The organism is Pseudonocardia humida, assembly GCF_023898865.1.
Taxonomy (GTDB): domain Bacteria; phylum Actinomycetota; class Actinomycetes; order Mycobacteriales; family Pseudonocardiaceae; genus Pseudonocardia; species Pseudonocardia humida.
In genome coordinates this window covers 173,002-190,516 of record NZ_JAGSOV010000009.1, presented here as the reverse complement: position 1 = coordinate 190,516, position 17,515 = coordinate 173,002, and the positions used below count along the sequence as shown (strand labels likewise).

Sequence of the window (17,515 nt, the reverse complement as noted above, 5' to 3'; positions counted from 1 at the left end):
CGGCAGATCGGGTCCGGTGGGGAGCGCGCGAGCACTCCCCTCGTGCAACCCGTCGACCGCCGGGATCCATCCCGACGGTCGTTCGGCCCCTCAGGGGCGCAGCGGGCGCCCGTACTGGTCGACCGGGCGGCCGGCGAGGATCACGATGCCGTCGATGAACGCCCACAGCAGGCCGATGCCGATGAAGCTGAGCAGCAGCTGGGCCACCGCGATCCCGGTGTGGCCGGTGTAGAACCGCCCGATGCCGAGCGGCAGCACCAGCTGCAGCACCCCGGCGACGACCTTGTGGCGGTCGGAGTACGGGACGCCGGTGACCGGCTCGCGGCCGTAGGGGGCGTCGGGGTCGCGGCGCGCGGACGGGGTGGGGTACGCCGCCGTCGGGAACGCGACGGCCGGGTACTGCGCGGGGGGCGGGACGGCGACGGCCGTCCCCGGCTCGCTGCGCGGGAGGTCCTTGAACAGCGGGGTGAGGTCCTCTGAGGTGCGCGCGGCGTACGCGGCGGCCGCGCGCTCCTCGTACTCGTCCGGGTCGAGCCTGCCCTCGGCGAAGTGCTCGCCAAGCGCCCGCACGGCGGCCTCGCGCTCGCTGTTGCCGATGCGAACGGGATCCGGGGTGCTCACGGGGTCCACGGTACTGCCGGGGCGGGGGCGGCGAGGTGAGCCGGTCGAGCGCGTCGGGGCCGGACGGGGTCCCCGCCGCTGCGCCACCCGCCCGGACGGTCTGGGGGGGAGATCAACACGTGGATCTGGGGACATGAGCCGCACCAGCGCGGCTGGTGTCCACGAGATCGGCCCAGCCCGCACCGGCCGACGCCCCGAGCCGCCGTCCGGAGGCGTTCCACCCCCACGAGCTCGACGTGATCGCCGCCCCGGCCGGCATGCCCCCGCGACCACGCGGATCATCGCCGTCAGGGTGTCGAGGAGGTGGGTCATGACGTTCTCCGGACCGTTCCTGGGCGTCAGCGCGGTCGTCGTGCGGGACGGTGCCGTGCTGCTGGGGAAGCGGCGGGGGCGCGCACGGCGCGGGCACCTGGGCGTTCCCCGGCGGCAAGGTGGACCCCGGCGAGGATCGGCGGCGTCGGTCGTGCGGGAGCCGGCGGAGGAGAGCGGGATGGCGGCCACCCGGGTGTCGCCCCTGGCCTGGACCAACGACCTTCGTCGAGGACGGGCTGCACTACGTCACGCTCCACTACGCGGTCGTGGGAGTCGGCGAACCGGCGGTGCTGGAGCCGCCCGCGGCGTGCCGGCAACGAGACGACGTGATCTCTTGTGAGATTGCTCAACAATACGTACCGTGACGCAGACCTCATTCAGACGTTCGGCTGCCGGCCGAGGACTGCTTAGGAGCCCCGATGGCGACATCTCCCGTGGAGCGAAGTGCGAACCGGGCGTCATCCGTGCGCCGCGTGGTGGTCGCGAGCCTCGTGGGCACCTCGCTCGAGTGGTACGACTTCTTCATCTACGGCACCGCGGCCGCGCTGGTGTTCAACACGCTGTTCTTCCCCAGCTTCGACCCGCTGGTGGGCACCCTGCTCGCGTTCACCACCGCCGCGGTGGGCTTCGTCGCCCGGCCGCTGGGCGGGATCGTGTTCGGGCACTTCGGCGACCGGGTCGGTCGCAAGAACGTCCTGGTCATCACCCTGCTGCTGATGGGGATCGCGACGTTCGCGATCGGGCTCGTCCCGACCTACGCCGTGCTCGGCATCGGCGCGCCGATCCTGCTGGTCGTGCTGCGCTTCCTGCAGGGCATCGGCCTGGGCGGGGAGTGGGGCGGCGCGGTGCTGATGACGCTGGAGTCGGGGGACCCCCGCCGGCGCGGGCTGAACGCGAGCTGGCCGCAGGTCGGGGTGCCGATCGGGCTGCTGCTGTCCAACGGCGTGCTGTGGGTCATGCAGGCGGTCACCGACGAGGAGTCGTTCGCGAGCTGGGGGTGGCGGGTCCCGTTCCTGCTCAGCGGGCTACTGGTGATCGTCGGACTGTGGATCCGGGCGACGATCGCGGAGAGCCCGCTGTTCGAGAAGGTCGAGCACGAGGGCGCGAAGACCCGGGCCCCGATCGTGGATGTGCTGCGCAGCTACCCGCGGGAGATCCTGCTCGCGCTGGGCGCCCGCGTCGGCGTCGACGTCGCCTTCTACATCTTCGTCCTGTTCATCACCACCTACATCACCACCTACCTGGGGCTGCCCAGCGGGCTGGCGCTGGGCGGCGTGCTGATCGGGGCGGCCTGCCAGATCTTCTTCATCCCCGTGTTCGGCGCGCTGTCGGACCGGTACGGCCGGCGCCCGGTCTACCTGGCGGGCGCGGTCGGCGCCGCGGGGTGGGTGTTCGCCTTCTTCGCGCTGCTCGACACCGGCAGTTTCGCGCTGATCGTGCTGGCCACGGTCGTCGCGCTCCTCTTCCACGCCGCGATGTACGCGACCCAGGCCTCGTTCATCGCCGAGATGTTCCCGACCCGGATCCGCTACAGCGGGGCGTCGATGGGCTACCAGTTGGCCGGCATCATCGGCGGGGCCCTCGCCCCGATCATCGCCACCGCCCTGCTGAGCGCCTACCGCAGCTCGTTGGCCGTCTCGATCTACGTCGTCGCCGTCCTCGCCGTCACGGTGGTCTGCGTCCTGCTCGCCAGGGAGACCTCGCGCGTCGACATCGCAGCAGAGGACACGGCCTACCCCGCGTCCGCGCGGAACCGCACCCGGGCGGGCTGACGGGCCGGCGGATCAGGTGCCGTCGAGCCGGTCGGTGAGGGTGCGGTGGAAGTGCCCGATGGCGCTCTCGTGCCGGCCGAACTCGACGAACTCGTTGGCGCCGGCGTGCAGCCCGCGCTGCACGCCGGCGGACATCCGGTCGTCCTCGAGCAGGCCGTCGGCGATGAGCTTGCCGCCCGGCGTGGGCTCGCCCGGCAGGTCGCCGAAGACCGCCGGATCGGTCAGCGCGTAGCTGGTGACGGTCGTGTGGTCGACGTCGACCGGGTCCACGACGACCACGACCACCCGGTCCGGGAAGGTGGCGATCATGACGTTGGGGAACAGCTGGTAGAGGAACGTGAGCCGCCGCTCGACCGTCCAGGTCTCCTCGGGGCGCTCGCGCAGCCGCTCGACGGCCCGGTACGGGTAGGTGATCCGGCTGTTCGGGCCGAACGTCTCGATGACGTTCAGGTTGTCGTACTGCAGCGGGTAGAACGTCTCGCGGTGGGTGGTGCGGATGTGGTAGCCCTCCAGGAACTGCTCGACGAGCACCTTCCAGTTCATCGGCCGGACGGCGGTGCTCACGTCGAACAGCCGGCTCGCCGGTAGCAGCTTGTCGCGCCACACCGCCCCGTCCGCCAGTGCCGCCAGGTCCGCGGGGGCGCCCGGCTCCACGCCGGCGATCACGATCAGCCCGTCGACCTCCGCGCTGGGCACCTCCACCAGCCCGCGCGCGGACGGGTCGAGGTCGGGGAAGCCGCCGGGGTGCGGCACGTGCGACAGCGAGCCGTCGAGGCGGTAGGTCCAGCCGTGGTAGCGGCACACCAGCGCGTGCGAGCAGCCGGGACCCTCGACGAGCGCGACCCCGCGGTGGCGGCACGAGTTGCGGAAGACCCGGGCCCGCCCGTCGCGGTCGCGGACCGCGAACAGCGGCACGCCGAACGCGACCCGCTCGACGTGGTCGCCGGAGCCCGGTACCGCCGCCGACGGCACGAACACGCTGGGCGTCGACCTGAGCAGGCGCATCTCCGCGGCGAAGCGCCCCGGGTCGAGGTAGTTGCCCACCGGCTCGCGCCAGGACTCGCCCTCGTCGGTCGTGCCGGCATCGATGTGCGCCAGGACCCGGCGGACGACCTCGACGTCGTCGGCCGGCCGCGTCCCCGTTGACGTCGTCATGCGTCGAGCATCACGACACGATCGTCACGTGTCAAGGAATACGTAACATCCGGCGGCGGGCCGCGCGCTCGCACCCGGTGATCGGCGAGGATGCGGGCATGGCTGCCGCGTCCCCGGACCCCGTCGACCCGGACGGTCGGCGGGCCGGGGTCGCCGACCTGGTCGCCATGACCCGCCCGCTCACCGCCCGGTCCGTGCTGGCCTCCGCGCTGCTCGGCGCGCGGGACGCGCGGCTGCCGGTGGCCGGGCTGGTCGCCGTGGCAGCGCTGTTCGGGATCAGTTCCGGGGCGGTGCGCACCTGCCTGTGGCGGATGGTGGCCGACGGCGAGCTCACCACCGACGACTCCACCTACGCGCTGGCCGGCCACCTCCTCGAACGCCGCCGCCGCGTCGACGACGCGACCCGTCCCGGGCACCTCGGGTCGCGACCGTGGGACGGGTCGTGGGAGCTGGCCGTCGTCTCGCTCGAGCGCCGCCCCGCCGCCGACCGCACGGCCCTGCGCCGGGCGGCGACCGCGCTGCACCTCGCCGAGCTGCGGGAGGGGGTCTGGACCCGCCCGGACAACCTCGACCCCGACCGCCTGCCCGGCTCCCGCGCCGTGCTCGACCGGCAGTGCGTCCAGTTCCGCGACGCCGCCTGCGACATCGCGCCCGCGGCGGTGCGGTCGCTGTTCACCCTCGACGAGTGGGCCCACGACGCCCGCCGGCTCACCGCGGCCATGGCCGCCGAACTGGCGGCGACCTCCGACGACCCCGCCTACCGGTTCCTGCTGTCGATCGCGGTGATGCGCCACCTGCAGCTCGATCCGCTGCTGCCGGTCGCGCTGCTGGACCCGGACTGGCCCGCCGACGACCTGCGGCACACCTACCGCCGCTTCGACGAGGCCTTCAACCAGCGGCTCTTCGGCGTGCAGCGCTGAGCGGCCCGGTCGCCGACCCCCGACATCAGTGGTCAACGCGCCGCAGGTCGGCGAGGCTCGCCGGCCTGCGCAGCACCGGGCGTCGCGGGTCGGTGTGGTCGATGAGGACGTGGGCCGTCCCGGCCGGATCGTGCCGCTCCCGGTAGAGCCGCTGGCCCGGCAGGTACCGGGACGAGTAGCGCCGGTCCAGTCCGGCCCCGAACAGCGCCGCGTCCCGGACCCGGGCCCGGCGCAGCACCTCCGCCTCGTCGATGTGCAGGTGCACGGTGAGGTCCCAGTGCCCGAGCAGCGGCGGGCGCAGCAGGAACACCCCGTCGAACAGCAGCACGGCGTCCGGTGGGGCGACGGCGACCGGGCCCGGTCGCGGCGCGTCGGTGCGGTGGTCGAACGCGGCGGACCGGTACCGGCGGTCACCGCCGGGACCGAGCGGTGCGAGCACGTCGTCGACGACGGCGCGCAGGTCGAAGGAGTCCTCGAGGTAGCCGTGCGGCGACAGGGCGCCCCGGCGCAGGCGCTCGGCCCGGGGCCGGTGGAAGTCGTCGACGCCGGCGCGCACGACGGGCCGGTGCGGCGCCAACCGCGTCGCCAGCTCGTCCGCCGTGGTCGTCTTGCCCGCCGCGTCCGGGCCGTCGATCGCGACCCGGAGCGGGTGCGGCAGGACCGTCGCGGCGATCGTCGCCGTCAGCGCGTCGAGGAGGTCCGCGCGAGCCACCACGTCCCCATCATGGCCGTGCCGCTGACACGACCCCGACCGACGGCCTAGCGTCGGATCCATGACCGAGGTGAGCGATGTCTGGCCCGAGCCCGTCGAGGGTGCCCCGCTCACCGCACGGGCCGCCGCGGAGCTGGCCCTCGCCGCCGCGGTCCGCGAGGTCTCCGACTTCGCCCGGTCCATGGTCCCGACCGGCTCCGTCCGGGACCGCTACGACGGCCTGCTCATCGCCGACGCCCGGCAGCTCACCGCCCTCGCCGGCCGGGCGCTCGCCGCGGCGGTCGTCGTCGAGCGCACCGACGGCACGCCCTGGCCCGCCGTCGCGCAGGCCACCGGCGAGGACCCGCGCGCGGTCCGCGCCCGCTGGGAGCCCGCGGTCGAGCGCTGGGAGACCGCCGCCGAGCAGGCCGCCATCCCGGTCGCCGCGGACGACGCCGACGATCCGCCGGTGGCGACCGAGGCGGTGATCGCCGAGCTCGACGCCTGGGTCGTGCGCCACCGCGAGCCGCACGACCCGGCCACCGGCGAGCACCCCGTCTCCGCCGCCCTCGGCCGGATGGACCCGCTGCACGAGCTCCTGCACCTCGCGGCCGTCCGGCGCCGCCTGGCCGCCCTGCACGACGGGACGTCGCCGCCCGAGCAGCTCCTGCCGCTCGTCCAGCGCGAGGCCGACGTCCAGGAGCACCTCGCCGCCACGGCCGACGCGGCGGACCGCCAGGACCACGAGCGCGCCGCGGCCAGGGCGCGCACCATGGCCGCCCACCTGCGCGCCCGCACGGACGGGGAGGACCTGCCCGCCGGCTGACGGACCGGCGACCCCGGCGGGTCCCGGCCGCGTCCCCCGTGCGAGCTACGCGCAGGTGTCCACTCAGCGGTGACGAATCCCGGCCGTCGGATCCCTAGCGTCCCTCGCAGCCGCGGCGCCCGGGCCGCGGACCTGACGAAGGAGCTCTCATGAGGCTGGTCTGGCAGATCGCGGCCGTCATGGTCGTCGCCCTGCTCGGCAACCAGGGCGTCGGCCTGGCGCAGGGCGATCCGTGGATCACCCTCGCCGTCGGCGTCGCCACCGCCGTGCTCGCGGTGGTCGTTTACCGGTGGGTGGTGCGGCTGACCGAGCGCCGCCCGGTCACCGAGTTGTCCGGCCGGGGCGCCGCGGCCGGGCTCGGCGGGGGCCTGCTGCTCGGCGTCGCGCTGTTCGGGGCCGTCATCGCCAACCTCGCCTTCCTCGGCTTCTACGCCGTCCACGGCCTCGGTTCGGTGACCGGCGCGGTGGGGCTGTTCGGCTTCATGGCCGCCGCCGCGGTGACCGAGGAGCTGTTGTTCCGCGGCGTGCTGTTCCGCATCGTCGAGGGCTGGACCGGGACGTGGATCGCGCTGGTGCTGACCAGCGCGCTGTTCGGCGCGTCGCACCTGTTCAACCCGAACGCCGGCCTGTGGGGCGCCGTCGCCATCGCGATCGAGGCCGGCGGCATGCTCACCGCCGCCTTCATCGCCACCCGCACGCTGTGGCTGCCGATCGGGCTGCACTTCGGCTGGAACCTCGCCGCGGGTGCCCTGTTCAGCACCGAGGTCTCGGGCAACGACACCCCGCAGGGGCTGCTGGACGCCACCATGTCGGGTCCGGCGATCCTCACCGGCGGTGACTTCGGCCCCGAGGGCAGCCCGTACTCGCTGCTGTTCTGCCTGCTGGTCACGGCCGTGCTGCTGTGGGTGGCCCGCAGGCGCGGCCACCTGGTGCCCCGCCGGCGGGCCGACCGGGTGGGTGACGTGGCTACGCTGCGTCGATGATCGAGCAGCGGCGCCGGGTGCTGGGGCTGTGGCACCGGCTCGACGTCGTGGTCCGGGACCTCCCCCTCGGACTGCTGCTCCTGGCCCTGTCGCTGCTGCCGGCGTTCAGCAGCAACGGCACCGTGCTCGGCGACCTGCCGACCCGACCAGTCGACGCGCTGGGCGGCGTGGCGGTCACCCTGGAGTGCCTCCCGCTCGCCGCGCGCCGGCGGTGGCCCGTCGTCTGCCTCCTGCTGGTGTCCCTCGGCTTCGCCGTCGACCAGCTGCGCGGCTACCACTCCGTCGCCACCCTCGCGCTGCCGATCGCGCTGATCAGCGCGGCCGCGCACCTGGAACGCGGCCGGCGCGCCACCGCGCTGGTGTTCTCCGCGGCCTACGTGCCGTTGGCGGTCGCGCTCTGGCGGCTCGCACCGACCGAGCCGCCCGTCGAGTTCGTGACGTTCTACGTGGGGCTTGCCCTGTTCTGGGGCGTCGGTGCATGGCTGCGCTCCACCCGGGCCGCGGAGGCCGAGCTGCGCCGGCGCGTCGCCGAGGACACCCGCGCCGCCGAACGCGCCCGCATCGCCCGCGAGCTGCACGACGTCGTCACCCACCACGTGACGGCGATGGTCGTGCAGGCCGAGGCCGCGCGCTACCTGACCGGCGCACCCGACCGCCTCGACCAGGCACTGGGCGCGGTCACCGACACCGGCCGCCGGGCCATCACCGACCTGCGCCACCTGCTCGAACTGCTCAACCCCGACCACGGCCCCGAGGCCAGGACGCCCTCGCTCGGTGAGCTCCGCACCCTGGTGGAGCAGACCCGCCGGGCCGGGCAGCCGGTGGAGTTCACCGAGCAGGGCCGGCCCGCGGAGTCGACCGGCAGCGCCGACCTCGTGGCCTACCGGGTGGCGCAGGAGGCGCTGACCAACGCCCTCAAGCACGCCCGCGGCCGCCGCACCTCGGTCCAGGTGCACCACGGCCAGCGGGAGATCACCGTGGAGGTCAGTACGGACGGCGCCGGCTCGCGGGCGGTGACGCCCCCCGGGAGCGGGCGGGGCCTGGCCGGGCTCCGCGAACGGGTCGACGTCCTCGGCGGCGAGTTCAGCGCGGGCCGGGGCGACGGCGGCGGTTTCGTCGTGCGGGCGCGCATCCCCACCGGGAGCCGGTCGTGAGCGCGCCGGTCCGCGTCGTGGTCTGCGACGACCAGATGCTGATCCGCACCGGGCTGGTGACGATCATCGACGCGCAACCCGACCTCGAGGTGGTCGGCGAGTGCGGGGACGGGCGGGCCGCGGTCGAGCTCGCCGAGCGCCTGCGCCCGGACGTCGTGGTGATGGACGTGCGCATGCCGGTGCTCGACGGCATCGAGGCCACCCGCCTGCTGGCCGGGGCCGGGGTGCCGCGGCCGGTCAAGGTGCTCGTGCTGACCACGTTCAACCTGGACGAGTACGTCTACGAGGCGCTGCGCGCGGGGGCGAGCGCGTTCCTGCTCAAGGACGCGCCCCCGGCCCGGCTGCTGAACGGGATCCGGACGGTGGCCACCGGCGCCGCGCTGCTGGACCCCGAGGTGACCCGCCGGCTCGTGGGCCGGTACGCCACCCGCATCCGACCCGCCGAGGGCGCCGGGCGCGCCGACACCCCGCTGACCCCCCGCGAGCTGGAGGTGCTGCGCCTGATCGCCGACGGGCTGTCCAACAGCGAGATCGCCGCGACCCTGCTGATCAGCCCGGAGACCGTGAAGACCTTCGTGTCGCGCATCCTGGCCAAGCTCGGCCTGCGCGACCGCGTCCAGGCGGTCGTCTACGCCTACCGGCGGGGCCTGGTGACCTGACGCCCGCCAGGATCAGGCCGGCGCCTGCGGGCGGGTGTCCCGGTGGCGGCGTCCGTCGCGGCGCAGCAGCTCGATCATGGTCTGCGCGGCGGAGTGCTCGACGGCGTCCGGCGGGAGCGCGACCCCGATCCGGCGCGACGGGCCCGGCCGCGGGAGGGCCAGCGCCCGCACGGCGTGCGCGGTGGGGCCGACCGCGAGGGACGGGATCACCGCGACTCCCAGGCCCGCCGCGACGAACGCCTGGACGGCGACGTAGTCGTCGGTGCTGAACGGGGCCCGCGGCTCGAACCCGGCGGCGTGGCAGGCGCGGCGGACGATGGCGAACCAGGTGCTCGTCGGGGTGCCGCCGATCCAGGTGTCGTCGGCCAGCTCGCGCAGGGTGACGGCGGTGTGCTGGGCGAGGCGGTGGCCGGGCGGCACGACCGCGGTGAACGGGTCGTCGAAGAGCGCGACGGTGTCGAAGCCGGGCGGGTGGGTGGCCGGCGCGGTGGGGTCGTCGTAGATGAGGGCGAGGTCGAGCTCACCGGCGTGCAGGCGGGGGAGCAGGCGCTGCATGTGGTCCCCGACGACGGACAGCGTGACATCGGGTCGCAGCCGCCCGTACTCCGCGAGCACGTGCGGGACCAGGGTGGACAGCGCGGTCGGGAAGCCGCCCAGGCGCAGCCGGGCGCTGCGGCGCCCGGCCATCTCGGCCAGCTCCTGCTCGGCGGCGTCGATCCGGAGGAGGACGCCGCGGGCGTGCCGGACCAGCGCGTGGCCGGCCTCGGTGAGCGCGACGGGCCGGGAGCCGCGCTCGACCAGCGCCAGCCCGACCGCGTGCTCCAGCGCGGCCACGTGCTGGCTCGCGGCGGGCTGGCTCATGCCCAGTGCCGTCGCCGCGGCGGAGAAGGAGCCGCAGCGGTCGATCTCGACCAGCACCCGCAGGCGTCGTACGTCGAGCACGGCCCCCGATAATGCCAGCTTATGCCGCATCGTCCCGGATCCTTGTCGGCGGCCGCGGCGCCGCCCATCCTGCGTGCCCCGCAGAGGACGAGGAGCCGAGATGACCGAGGAACTGACAGCGTTCGTGCAGAAGGGCGTCGGTGACGTCGCGGCCATGGTGAGCGGTGCGCTCGTGGCGCTGGGCGACCGGCTCGGGCTGTACGCCGCGATGGCCGACGGCGAGCCGGTCACCGCAGGGGAGCTGGCCGGGCGGACCGGCACCACCGAGCGGTACGTGCGCGAGTGGCTCGCGGCGCAGGCGGCGGCCGGGTTCCTGCGCTACTGCGGCGACGGGCGCTACCGCCTCACCGCCGAGGGCGCGGTCGTGCTGACCGACGAGGACAGCCCGGTGTGCCTGGTCGGGGCCTTCCAGCTCGCGCTGGCCGCCGTGCAGTCGGTCGACCGGCTGGCCGCGGCGTTCCGCACGGGCGCCGGCGTCGGGTGGGGCGAGCACCACCACGAGCTCTACCCGGGCTGCGAGCGGTTCTTCGCCCCCGGTTACCGCAACCACCTCGTGGCGTCCTGGATCCCGGCGCTGGACGGCGCCGAGCGCGCGCTGCGGTCGGGTGCCGCGGTGGCCGACGTCGGCTGCGGGCGCGGGGCGTCGACGCTGCTGATGGCGCGGGCCTACCCGGCGTCCACGGTCACCGGGTTCGACGCGCACGCCGACTCGGTGCGGGCCGCGCGCAAGGCCGCCGCCGACGCGGGGCTGGCCGAGCGCGCCCGGTTCGAGGTCGCCACCGCGGCGGACTACCCGGGCCGCTACGACCTGGTCACCTTCTTCGACTGCCTGCACGACATGGGCGACCCGATCGGCGCCGCCCGGCACGCGCGCGCCGCGCTGCACCCGGGCGGCCGGCTGATGGTCGTCGAGCCGATGGCCGGGGACCGGGTCGAGGACAACCTGCATCCCGTCGGCGCCGCCTACTACGGGTTCTCCACCCTGCTCTGCACGCCCGGCGCGCTCTCCCAGGGCGCACCGGACGCCCCGGCGGCGCTGGGGGCGCAGGCCGGCGAGGAACGGCTGCGCGACGTCCTCGCCGAAGCCGGGTTCGGGGTGGTCCGCCGGATCGCCGAGACGCCGTTCACCATGGTCCTCGAGGCCCGGGTCTGAGGAGCGGGGGACACCCGTGCGGTTCGGGGCGCACCTGCCACTGGTCGACTTCGGTGACGGGGGCGCCTCGGCCGGGCAGCTGCGCGAGTACGCCCGCGCGGCCCGGGACGCCGGCTTCGACACCCTCGCCGCGAACGACCACCTGCTGTGGCGGCGGCCGTGGCTCGACGGGCCGACCGCGCTGGCCGCCGCCGCGGCCGACGCGGGGTCGATGACGCTGGCCACGACCGTCGCGCTGCCCGCGCTGCGCCATCCGGTGGTGCTGGCCAAGGCGTTGACGACGCTGGCCGCGCTGCACCCCGGACCGGTGGTCGCCGGCATCGGACCGGGATCGGGCCGCGACGACTTCGCCGCCGTCGGGATCCCCTTCGCCCAGCGCTGGTCCCGGTTCGACGCCGCCGCGCGGCAGCTGCGCGAGCTCCTCGACGGCGACGGGCCCGGACCGGCCCTGCGCCCGCGCCCCGACCCGCCCCCGCGGATCTGGTACGCGGGCTGGGGGTCGGCGCGGCGGCTGCGCGCCACGGCCGCCGCCGCTGACGGGTGGATCGCCTCCGGACACCACGGCGGTCCCCGGGTGTACGCGGCCACCCGCGCCCGCCTCGACGCGCACCTGCGCGCCGTGGGCCGCGACCCGCGGACCTTCCCCGACATGGTCGCCACGGTCTGGTTCCACGTTGCCGACGACCCGGCCGACGCAGCCCACGTCCTGCACGACCTGCTCGCCCCGACCCTCTCGCGCGACCCCCGCGACCTCGCGCGGTCCCTGCCCGTCGGGTCGCCCGAGCACTGCGTCCGGGTGCTGTCCGACTACGCCCGCGCCGGCGCCCGCCACGTCCTGCTCTGGCCCGTCGGCGACGGCGTCCGCCAGCTCCAGCGGTGCGCCGAGGAGGTCGCGCCGCACGTCCCCGCGTGACTCCGGAGGCGGTGCGGGTGTTCGCGGTGGACGGCACGAGGACGTACTCCGAAGCGTCGAGCGCGGTCCTCCCGGGTCGATCACCCCGGGAGGACCGCCCCTCCCCGACGCCCCTCACCGCCGGCCTACCGGCGGCAGGGCGGGACGTTCTGGTTGACGCTGAGCACGTTCTCCGGGTCGTAGGTCGCCTTGACCTCGGCGAGCCGGTCGTAGTTGCCCCCGTAGGTGGCCCGCACCCGGTCCGGGCCCTCGTCCATCATGAAGTTGACGTAGGCCCCGCCCGCCGAGGACGGGTGGGTGGCCTCCCAGTAGTCCACCGTCCACCGCTTCAGCGCCTCGGCGCTGCCCGGGTCCGGGTCGACCCCGACGATCACCTGGGAGTAGGTGACGTCGCGGTGGGCCCACGCGGTGTCCGTCGCGCCGACGCGGTGCACGGCGCCGTCGATCGGGTAGAGGTGCATGGTCGAGAGCGGCGAGGGCAGCTCGCGCGCGAACCCGGCGTGCGCGGCGACGGCGTCGTCGGTCACGGTCCGGACGAAGTCGCCGCGCCAGTACCACTGCATGCCCTTCGGGTAGAGCGGGTCGAACGCCGACTGCAGCGCCGGGTAGGGCACGGGGCCGACGCCCTCCCACTGCGGGGCCATCGCCCGCACCGGCGCGAACGCCTGGTCGGCAGCGGCGGGGTCGCCCGTGTAGCACCACACCGCGCCGCAGGCCTTGCGCCCGTGCAGCTCGGCGGGGAAGGGGTCACCCGGCGGCACGGTGAGGGTGGCGAAGAAGCCGTAGAGGTCCTCGTGCTGGGCGGGCAGGAACTCCCGGTACCAGCTCAGCACCTCGGCGGTGGCCTCCACCGGCCACAGGGTCGGGCCGGCGATCACGGTGTCGACCGGGTGCAGCCGGAAGGTGAAGGAGGTGACGACGCCGAAGTTGCCGCCGCCACCGCGCAGCGCCCAGAACAGGTCGGGATGGTCGGTCTGCGAGGCGGTCACCGTGCGCCCGTCGGTCAGCACGACGTCGGCCGCGAGCAGGTTGTCGATGGTCAGCCCGTGCTTGCGGGACAGGTAGCCGTGCCCGCCGCCCAGCGTCAGACCGCCGACGCCGGTCGTGGAGACGATCCCGGACGGCGTGGCCAGCCCGTGGCGGTGCGTGGCGGCGTCCACGGCCCCCCAGGTGGCGCCGCCCTGCACCCGGACCGTCCGGGCGCCGGGATCGACGTCCACGGCGTCCATCGGGGACAGGTCGATCACCAGCCCGCCCTCGACGGTGCCGAACCCCGGGCCGTTGTGCCCGCCGCCGCGCACCGCGATCGGCGACCCGGACCGCCGCCCGGACTCCAGCGCGACCCGCACGTCCTGCACCGACGCGCACCGGGCCACGACCGCGGGCCGCCGGTCGATCATGCCGTTGTAGACGGCCCGGGCCGCGTCGTAGCCGGCGTCGCCGGGCGTGATCACCTGCCCGGACATCCGGTCCCGCAGCTCGGTCGTCTCCAGGGTGGTCATCGCAGCGCTCCTTCACCGTCCACAGCGGGGTCGCCGCAGACGGTGCGGGATCGGGTCGCCGCTCGTCATGACCGATCCTGACCGGACCGCCCGACGCCGACCCCGGTCAGATCTGACTATCGAACGGGCCGGCGGATGCCGGTACCGTGCCCGGATGGCGCCGTGGACGCCGGTCGCCCTACCACCCGGGCTCGTCGCCTCGCGCCGGACCCGGATCGTCGGTCGACGCTACGAGCTCGCGGTCATGGAGACCGTGTGGGAGAGCGTCGAGCAGGGCGACGGGCAGGTCCTGCTGCTCGGCGGCGAACCCGGCGCGGGCAAGACCCGCCTCGCCGCCGAGGTCGCCTGCGCGCTGCACGAGCAGGGCGCGGCGGTGCTGGTCGGCACGGCCACGCGCGACGCCGGGGTGCCCTACCAGCCGTTCGTCGAGATGCTGGACCACCTGTTCCGGAGCAGCGCGCCGGGGACGCTGGACGAGCTGCTCGACGGCTCCGCGACCGAGCTGCGGCGGTTGTCCCGCCACGTCGACCGCCACCTCCCCGACGCCGTCGAGCGCGGGGAGCCGGCAGGCGACGGTCGCCGCGATCTGTTCGAGGCGGTGGCGGGGCTGCTGCGGCGGATGGCGCGCGACCGGCCGCTGGTCGTCGTCCTCGACGACCTGCACTGGGGCCAGCTGCCGACCGTCGCGCTGCTGGAGCACCTGGTGCACTCCTGCGTCGACAGCCGGACCCTGGTGCTGGCCACCTTCCGCACGACGCGCCGGACCGGTCGGAGGAGCTGAGCGCCCGGCTGGCCGACCTGCACCGGCTGGACCGCGTGCGACGCCTGGACCTCGACGGTCTCGACACCGACGCGATCGCGGAGTTCGTGTGCCAGCGCTCGGGGGTGTCGCCGGCCGGGGCCAGGGCGCCGGCGGCGATCCTGCGCGACCGGACCGGCGGCAACCCGTTCTTCCTCCGGGAGACCTGGACCGACCTCGAACGCCGCGGCGGTGTCTCCGCGCTGCGCGGCCCGCAGCGCGTGCCGGTCTCGATCGGCGACACGCTCGCGGCGCGGCTCGCCGGCCTGGGCGAGCGGGTGCGGGAGCTCATCGAGCTGGCCGCCGTGCTGGGCGACCACTTCGACCTGCCCACGCTGGTGCGGGCCAGCGCCACCGACCGCGCCCAGAGCATGGACGCCGTGGACTCCGCGACCGCCGTCGGCCTGATCGAGGCCGACGACGCGGCACCCGGCCGCTACGGCTTCGTGCACTCGCTGACCAGGCAGGCCGTGCTGGACCGGCTGCCGCGGGCCCGCGCCACGATGCTGCACGCCCGGGTGGCGCAGGCGCTCGAGGCGCACGGCGACCCGGCGCTGACCCCGCGCATCGCCCACCACTACCTGGAGGCCCACCTGCTCGGGTACCACGAGCAGGCCGTGCGGCACGCGCTGGCGGCCGCCCGCCAGGCCGTGCACAGCCTGGCCTTCGAGGAGGCCGCACTGTGGTTCGACCGCGCCGCCACCCTGCCCGAGACCGCCGAGGGCACCCGCGCGGAGCTGTCGTTCGAGGCCGCGGCGAACCACCTGCGCGCAGGCGACTTCGCCGGCGCGAGGGTGATCTACCTGCGGTTGACCACGATGGCGGACCCCCTCGTCCGGCTGCGGGCGGCGATCGGCGTCGAGGAGGCCGACTCCCGGCCCGGCCTCGCCGAGGGCCGGGCCGCGGACCTGATCACCACCGCACTCGCCGACTGCCCGCTCGCCCCCGACGACCTGCTGCGGATCCGGGCGCTGGGCAGCCTGGGCCGGGCGCTGGCCTTCGCCGGGCGGACCGCGGACTCCCGCGTCGTGGGCACCCGGGCCATCGACAACGCGCGCCGGTCGGGCGACCGGGCGGTCCTGGTGCACGCGCTCAAGGCGAGCCTGTGGCACGGCCTCACCCCGGACGTCGGGGCCACCCAGCTGGCCCGCACCGCCGAGCTGGCCGCGATGTGCGCCGGGTCGGGCGACCGCGAGACGCTCAGCGTCGCCCTGTTCTTCCGGGCGATGGTGACCTACCAGGCGGGTCGGCCCGACGAGCTGGCCGAGGCGTTGGCCGACCACCAGCGCGCGGTCCGGTCCACCGGGCAGCCGTGGCACCACTACTTCGCCGGGTGCCTGGCCCAGGGCCGGGCGTTCCTGGAGGGCGACTTCGCCGGGGCCGAGCGCCGGGCGGCGGCCGCGCTCCAGCTCGGCGAGGCGTTCGGCGTGGACACCACCGAAGGCTCCTACGGCGTGCAGATGTTCATGATCAGCCGCGAGACGGGGCGGCTGGCCGTCGCCCGCGGCCACCTCACCGGCCGCGAGACCTTCGCCGACCGGTGGGTGGCCGGGCTGCTCGCGCTCTACACGGAGCTGGGCATCACCGAGGGCATCCGCCGGGCCCTGCGCCACCTGCTCGACGGCACCCTCGCCGCGCACACCACCGAGGCGCAGTGGCCGATCGAGCTGGCCTTCATGACCGAGGGCGCACTCGCGCTGGGCGACCGCGACGCGGCCGCCGCGCTACGGCCGTTCCTGGCCGACCACGCCGGCATGAACCTGCTCGGCGGTCAGTTCGTCGCCGCGTTCGGCAGCGCCGACCGCTACCTGGCCCGGATCGCCGCGCTGGTCGGCGACACGGCGGGCGCGGAGCGGCATTTCGCCACCGCACTGGCCCTCGACGAGCGGATGGGCTCGGTGGTGCACACCGCCGAGACGCTGGCCGAGCACGCCGTGGCGCTGCACGCCTCCGGCACCGACCGGGACCGGGCCCGGGAGCTGGCCGCCAGGGCGCGGGCCATGGCCGCGTCGATCGGCCAGGTCCGCGTGCTGCGCAGGCTCGAGCCGCTGCACCAGCTCGCCGGACGCGCCGTCCTCACCGCGCGCGAGGTGGAGGTGATCGAGCTGCTGGCCAGGGGCCTGAGCAACCGGGAGATCGGCGCGCGGCTGTTCATCAGCTCGAACACCGCCGCCAACCACATCCGCAGCATCCTGATGAAGACCGGGACCGCGAACCGGACCCAGGCGGCCCGCTACGCCGCCGAGCACCAGCTGGGGTGAGGACCGGTCAGACGCGGGCGCGGCTGCCGTCGGCCAGGATGCGCTCGGACACCTCCACGACGACGTCGGCCGGGAGCCCGGCCTTGGCCGCGGCCCGGCGGATGGCCTCCGGCGACGGCGCCTCGTACAGGCAGTAGGTCTTGCGCTTGTCCGCCGACAGGAAGGAGTACAGCCAGCGGACGCCCTCCTCGTCGTTGATGCGGTTGATGCCGTCGACCTCCTCGGCGTTCGCCTCGACGTCCTCGGCGTACCGGCGCTCGATCATGAAGACGGGCACGGCCCAACCCCCTCGCTCCGTGTGGCGCACTCGACGGTAGCGGGCCGGGCAAGACGTCCCTTTCGCCGACCGGTTCACCCGCGTCCGTGGTTGGTGGCGTCCTCCTCGACATCCGGTGCGCTGGGGGATGGGCACCGCGCCCAGGAGCCGCCGTGGGCACCGTCGAGGCGCCGTGCACCGGAACGCGGGTGAGCGCGCCGCCATCGGCGGCGTGCCGGTCGACCCGGCGGCCACCTACCGGATCACGGTCGGGTAGCCCGGCGCGGTCGCGGAGACCCGCCGTCACCGGGGTCGACGCCCGACCACGAAGCGGTGGTCGTTGCGGAACCGGTAGACGCCCCGGTCGTCGCGGCAGTGCGCGATCGCGGCCGGCACGTCGCGGCGCCGCCCGGTCGCCGTGGCGGCCGGCCAGCCGGGTCTTGCCGGTGCCCCGATCCCGAGCAGCGTGACCAGCCGGTGCCCGCCGACGAGCGCGGCGATCGTCGGGATCTCCGCCGCGCGCCCGAACAGCGGGGTGCGGTCGGTCGGCAGGTTGTGCGGCACCGGCACGTCCGCTCGTGCGTCCGGAGCCCGGC

17 protein-coding genes are annotated in these 17,515 nt (G+C 75.2%); 10 read left to right on the top strand and 7 right to left on the bottom strand.

What is annotated here, in order from left to right; translation table 11 throughout:
• Window positions 1–90: 90 nt before the first annotated feature.
• Window positions 91–621, bottom strand: a complete 531-nt coding sequence (locus tag KDL28_RS03500; protein ID WP_252435711.1) for a DUF1707 domain-containing protein — start codon at window positions 619–621, stop codon at window positions 91–93.
• Window positions 622–1,352: 731 nt separating this feature from the next.
• Here KDL28_RS03500 and KDL28_RS03495 point away from each other — a divergent pair.
• Window positions 1,353–2,705, top strand: a complete 1,353-nt coding sequence (locus KDL28_RS03495) for an MFS transporter (RefSeq protein WP_252435710.1) — start codon at window positions 1,353–1,355, stop codon at window positions 2,703–2,705.
• A 12-nt stretch (window positions 2,706–2,717) separates the two neighbouring features.
• On the opposite strand, the gene KDL28_RS03490 is transcribed toward KDL28_RS03495, so the two are convergent.
• Entirely contained in the window at window positions 2,718–3,860 is a 1,143-nt protein-coding gene (locus KDL28_RS03490) for an aromatic ring-hydroxylating oxygenase subunit alpha (protein WP_252435709.1), read from the bottom strand.
• A 98-nt stretch (window positions 3,861–3,958) separates the two neighbouring features.
• On the opposite strand from KDL28_RS03490, the gene KDL28_RS03485 reads away from it, so the two are divergent.
• Window positions 3,959–4,780 (top strand): PaaX family transcriptional regulator C-terminal domain-containing protein, encoded by an 822-nt coding sequence (locus KDL28_RS03485; protein ID WP_252435708.1) that lies wholly within the window; start codon window positions 3,959–3,961, stop codon window positions 4,778–4,780.
• 25 nt (window positions 4,781–4,805) lie between these two features.
• Here the strand turns inward: KDL28_RS03485 and KDL28_RS03480 are convergent, their stop codons facing one another.
• Window positions 4,806–5,495 (bottom strand): nucleoside/nucleotide kinase family protein, encoded by a 690-nt coding sequence (locus tag KDL28_RS03480; RefSeq protein ID WP_252435707.1) that lies wholly within the window; start codon window positions 5,493–5,495, stop codon window positions 4,806–4,808.
• A 58-nt stretch (window positions 5,496–5,553) separates the two neighbouring features.
• On the opposite strand from KDL28_RS03480, the gene KDL28_RS03475 reads away from it, so the two are divergent.
• The 4 genes from KDL28_RS03475 (at window position 5,554) to KDL28_RS03460 (ending at window position 9,093) form a co-directional block, all read left to right on the top strand.
• The gene (locus tag KDL28_RS03475) at window positions 5,554–6,297 is read left to right on the top strand and encodes a hypothetical protein (protein WP_252435706.1); all 744 of its coding nucleotides are present in this window, start codon (window positions 5,554–5,556) and stop codon (window positions 6,295–6,297) included.
• Between the two features lie 149 nt (window positions 6,298–6,446).
• Window positions 6,447–7,280 (top strand): CPBP family intramembrane glutamic endopeptidase, encoded by an 834-nt coding sequence (locus tag KDL28_RS03470; protein ID WP_252435705.1) that lies wholly within the window; start codon window positions 6,447–6,449, stop codon window positions 7,278–7,280.
• On the top strand, window positions 7,277–8,434 hold the full coding sequence (locus KDL28_RS03465) for a sensor histidine kinase (protein WP_252435704.1): 1,158 nt from the start codon (window positions 7,277–7,279) through the stop codon (window positions 8,432–8,434). Before KDL28_RS03470 ends, KDL28_RS03465 begins: the two co-directional genes overlap by 4 nt.
• Window positions 8,431–9,093 carry a response regulator gene (locus KDL28_RS03460; protein WP_252435703.1) on the top strand — a complete coding sequence of 221 codons (663 nt, stop codon included), beginning with the start codon at window positions 8,431–8,433 and terminating at the stop codon, window positions 9,091–9,093. Before KDL28_RS03465 ends, KDL28_RS03460 begins: the two co-directional genes overlap by 4 nt.
• Window positions 9,094–9,105: 12 nt before the next feature.
• Here KDL28_RS03460 and KDL28_RS03455 read toward each other — a convergent pair whose 3' ends face one another.
• Entirely contained in the window at window positions 9,106–10,065 is a 960-nt protein-coding gene (locus KDL28_RS03455) for a LysR family transcriptional regulator (protein WP_252435702.1), read from the bottom strand.
• A 70-nt stretch (window positions 10,066–10,135) separates the two neighbouring features.
• Here KDL28_RS03455 and KDL28_RS03450 point away from each other — a divergent pair, with 70 nt between their 5' ends.
• Together KDL28_RS03450 and KDL28_RS03445 are read left to right on the top strand one after the other, a co-directional pair.
• A complete protein-coding gene (locus KDL28_RS03450; protein ID WP_252435701.1) occupies window positions 10,136–11,188 on the top strand; it encodes a class I SAM-dependent methyltransferase in 1,053 nt (350 codons plus the stop codon).
• Between the two features lie 16 nt (window positions 11,189–11,204).
• On the top strand, window positions 11,205–12,101 hold the full coding sequence (locus KDL28_RS03445; protein WP_252435700.1) for an LLM class flavin-dependent oxidoreductase: 897 nt from the start codon (window positions 11,205–11,207) through the stop codon (window positions 12,099–12,101).
• A gap of 125 nt (window positions 12,102–12,226) precedes the next feature.
• Here KDL28_RS03445 and KDL28_RS03440 read toward each other — a convergent pair whose 3' ends face one another.
• A complete protein-coding gene (locus tag KDL28_RS03440) occupies window positions 12,227–13,603 on the bottom strand; it encodes an FAD-binding oxidoreductase (RefSeq protein WP_252435699.1) in 1,377 nt (458 codons plus the stop codon).
• 154 nt (window positions 13,604–13,757) lie between these two features.
• On the opposite strand from KDL28_RS03440, the gene KDL28_RS03435 reads away from it, so the two are divergent.
• The gene (locus tag KDL28_RS03435; protein WP_252435698.1) at window positions 13,758–14,384 is read left to right on the top strand and encodes an AAA family ATPase; all 627 of its coding nucleotides are present in this window, start codon (window positions 13,758–13,760) and stop codon (window positions 14,382–14,384) included.
• Between the two features lie 35 nt (window positions 14,385–14,419).
• Window positions 14,420–16,663, top strand: coding sequence for a helix-turn-helix transcriptional regulator (locus KDL28_RS03430; RefSeq protein ID WP_252435697.1), 2,244 nt, complete (start codon window positions 14,420–14,422; stop codon window positions 16,661–16,663).
• A 7-nt stretch (window positions 16,664–16,670) separates the two neighbouring features.
• Here KDL28_RS03430 and KDL28_RS03425 read toward each other — a convergent pair whose 3' ends face one another.
• Together KDL28_RS03425 and KDL28_RS03420 are read right to left on the bottom strand one after the other, a co-directional pair.
• On the bottom strand, window positions 16,671–16,940 hold the full coding sequence (locus KDL28_RS03425; protein WP_252435696.1) for a DUF4242 domain-containing protein: 270 nt from the start codon (window positions 16,938–16,940) through the stop codon (window positions 16,671–16,673).
• A 282-nt stretch (window positions 16,941–17,222) separates the two neighbouring features.
• On the bottom strand, window positions 17,223–17,489 hold the full coding sequence (locus KDL28_RS03420; protein WP_252435695.1) for a hypothetical protein: 267 nt from the start codon (window positions 17,487–17,489) through the stop codon (window positions 17,223–17,225).
• Between the last annotated feature and the right edge of the window lie 26 nt (window positions 17,490–17,515).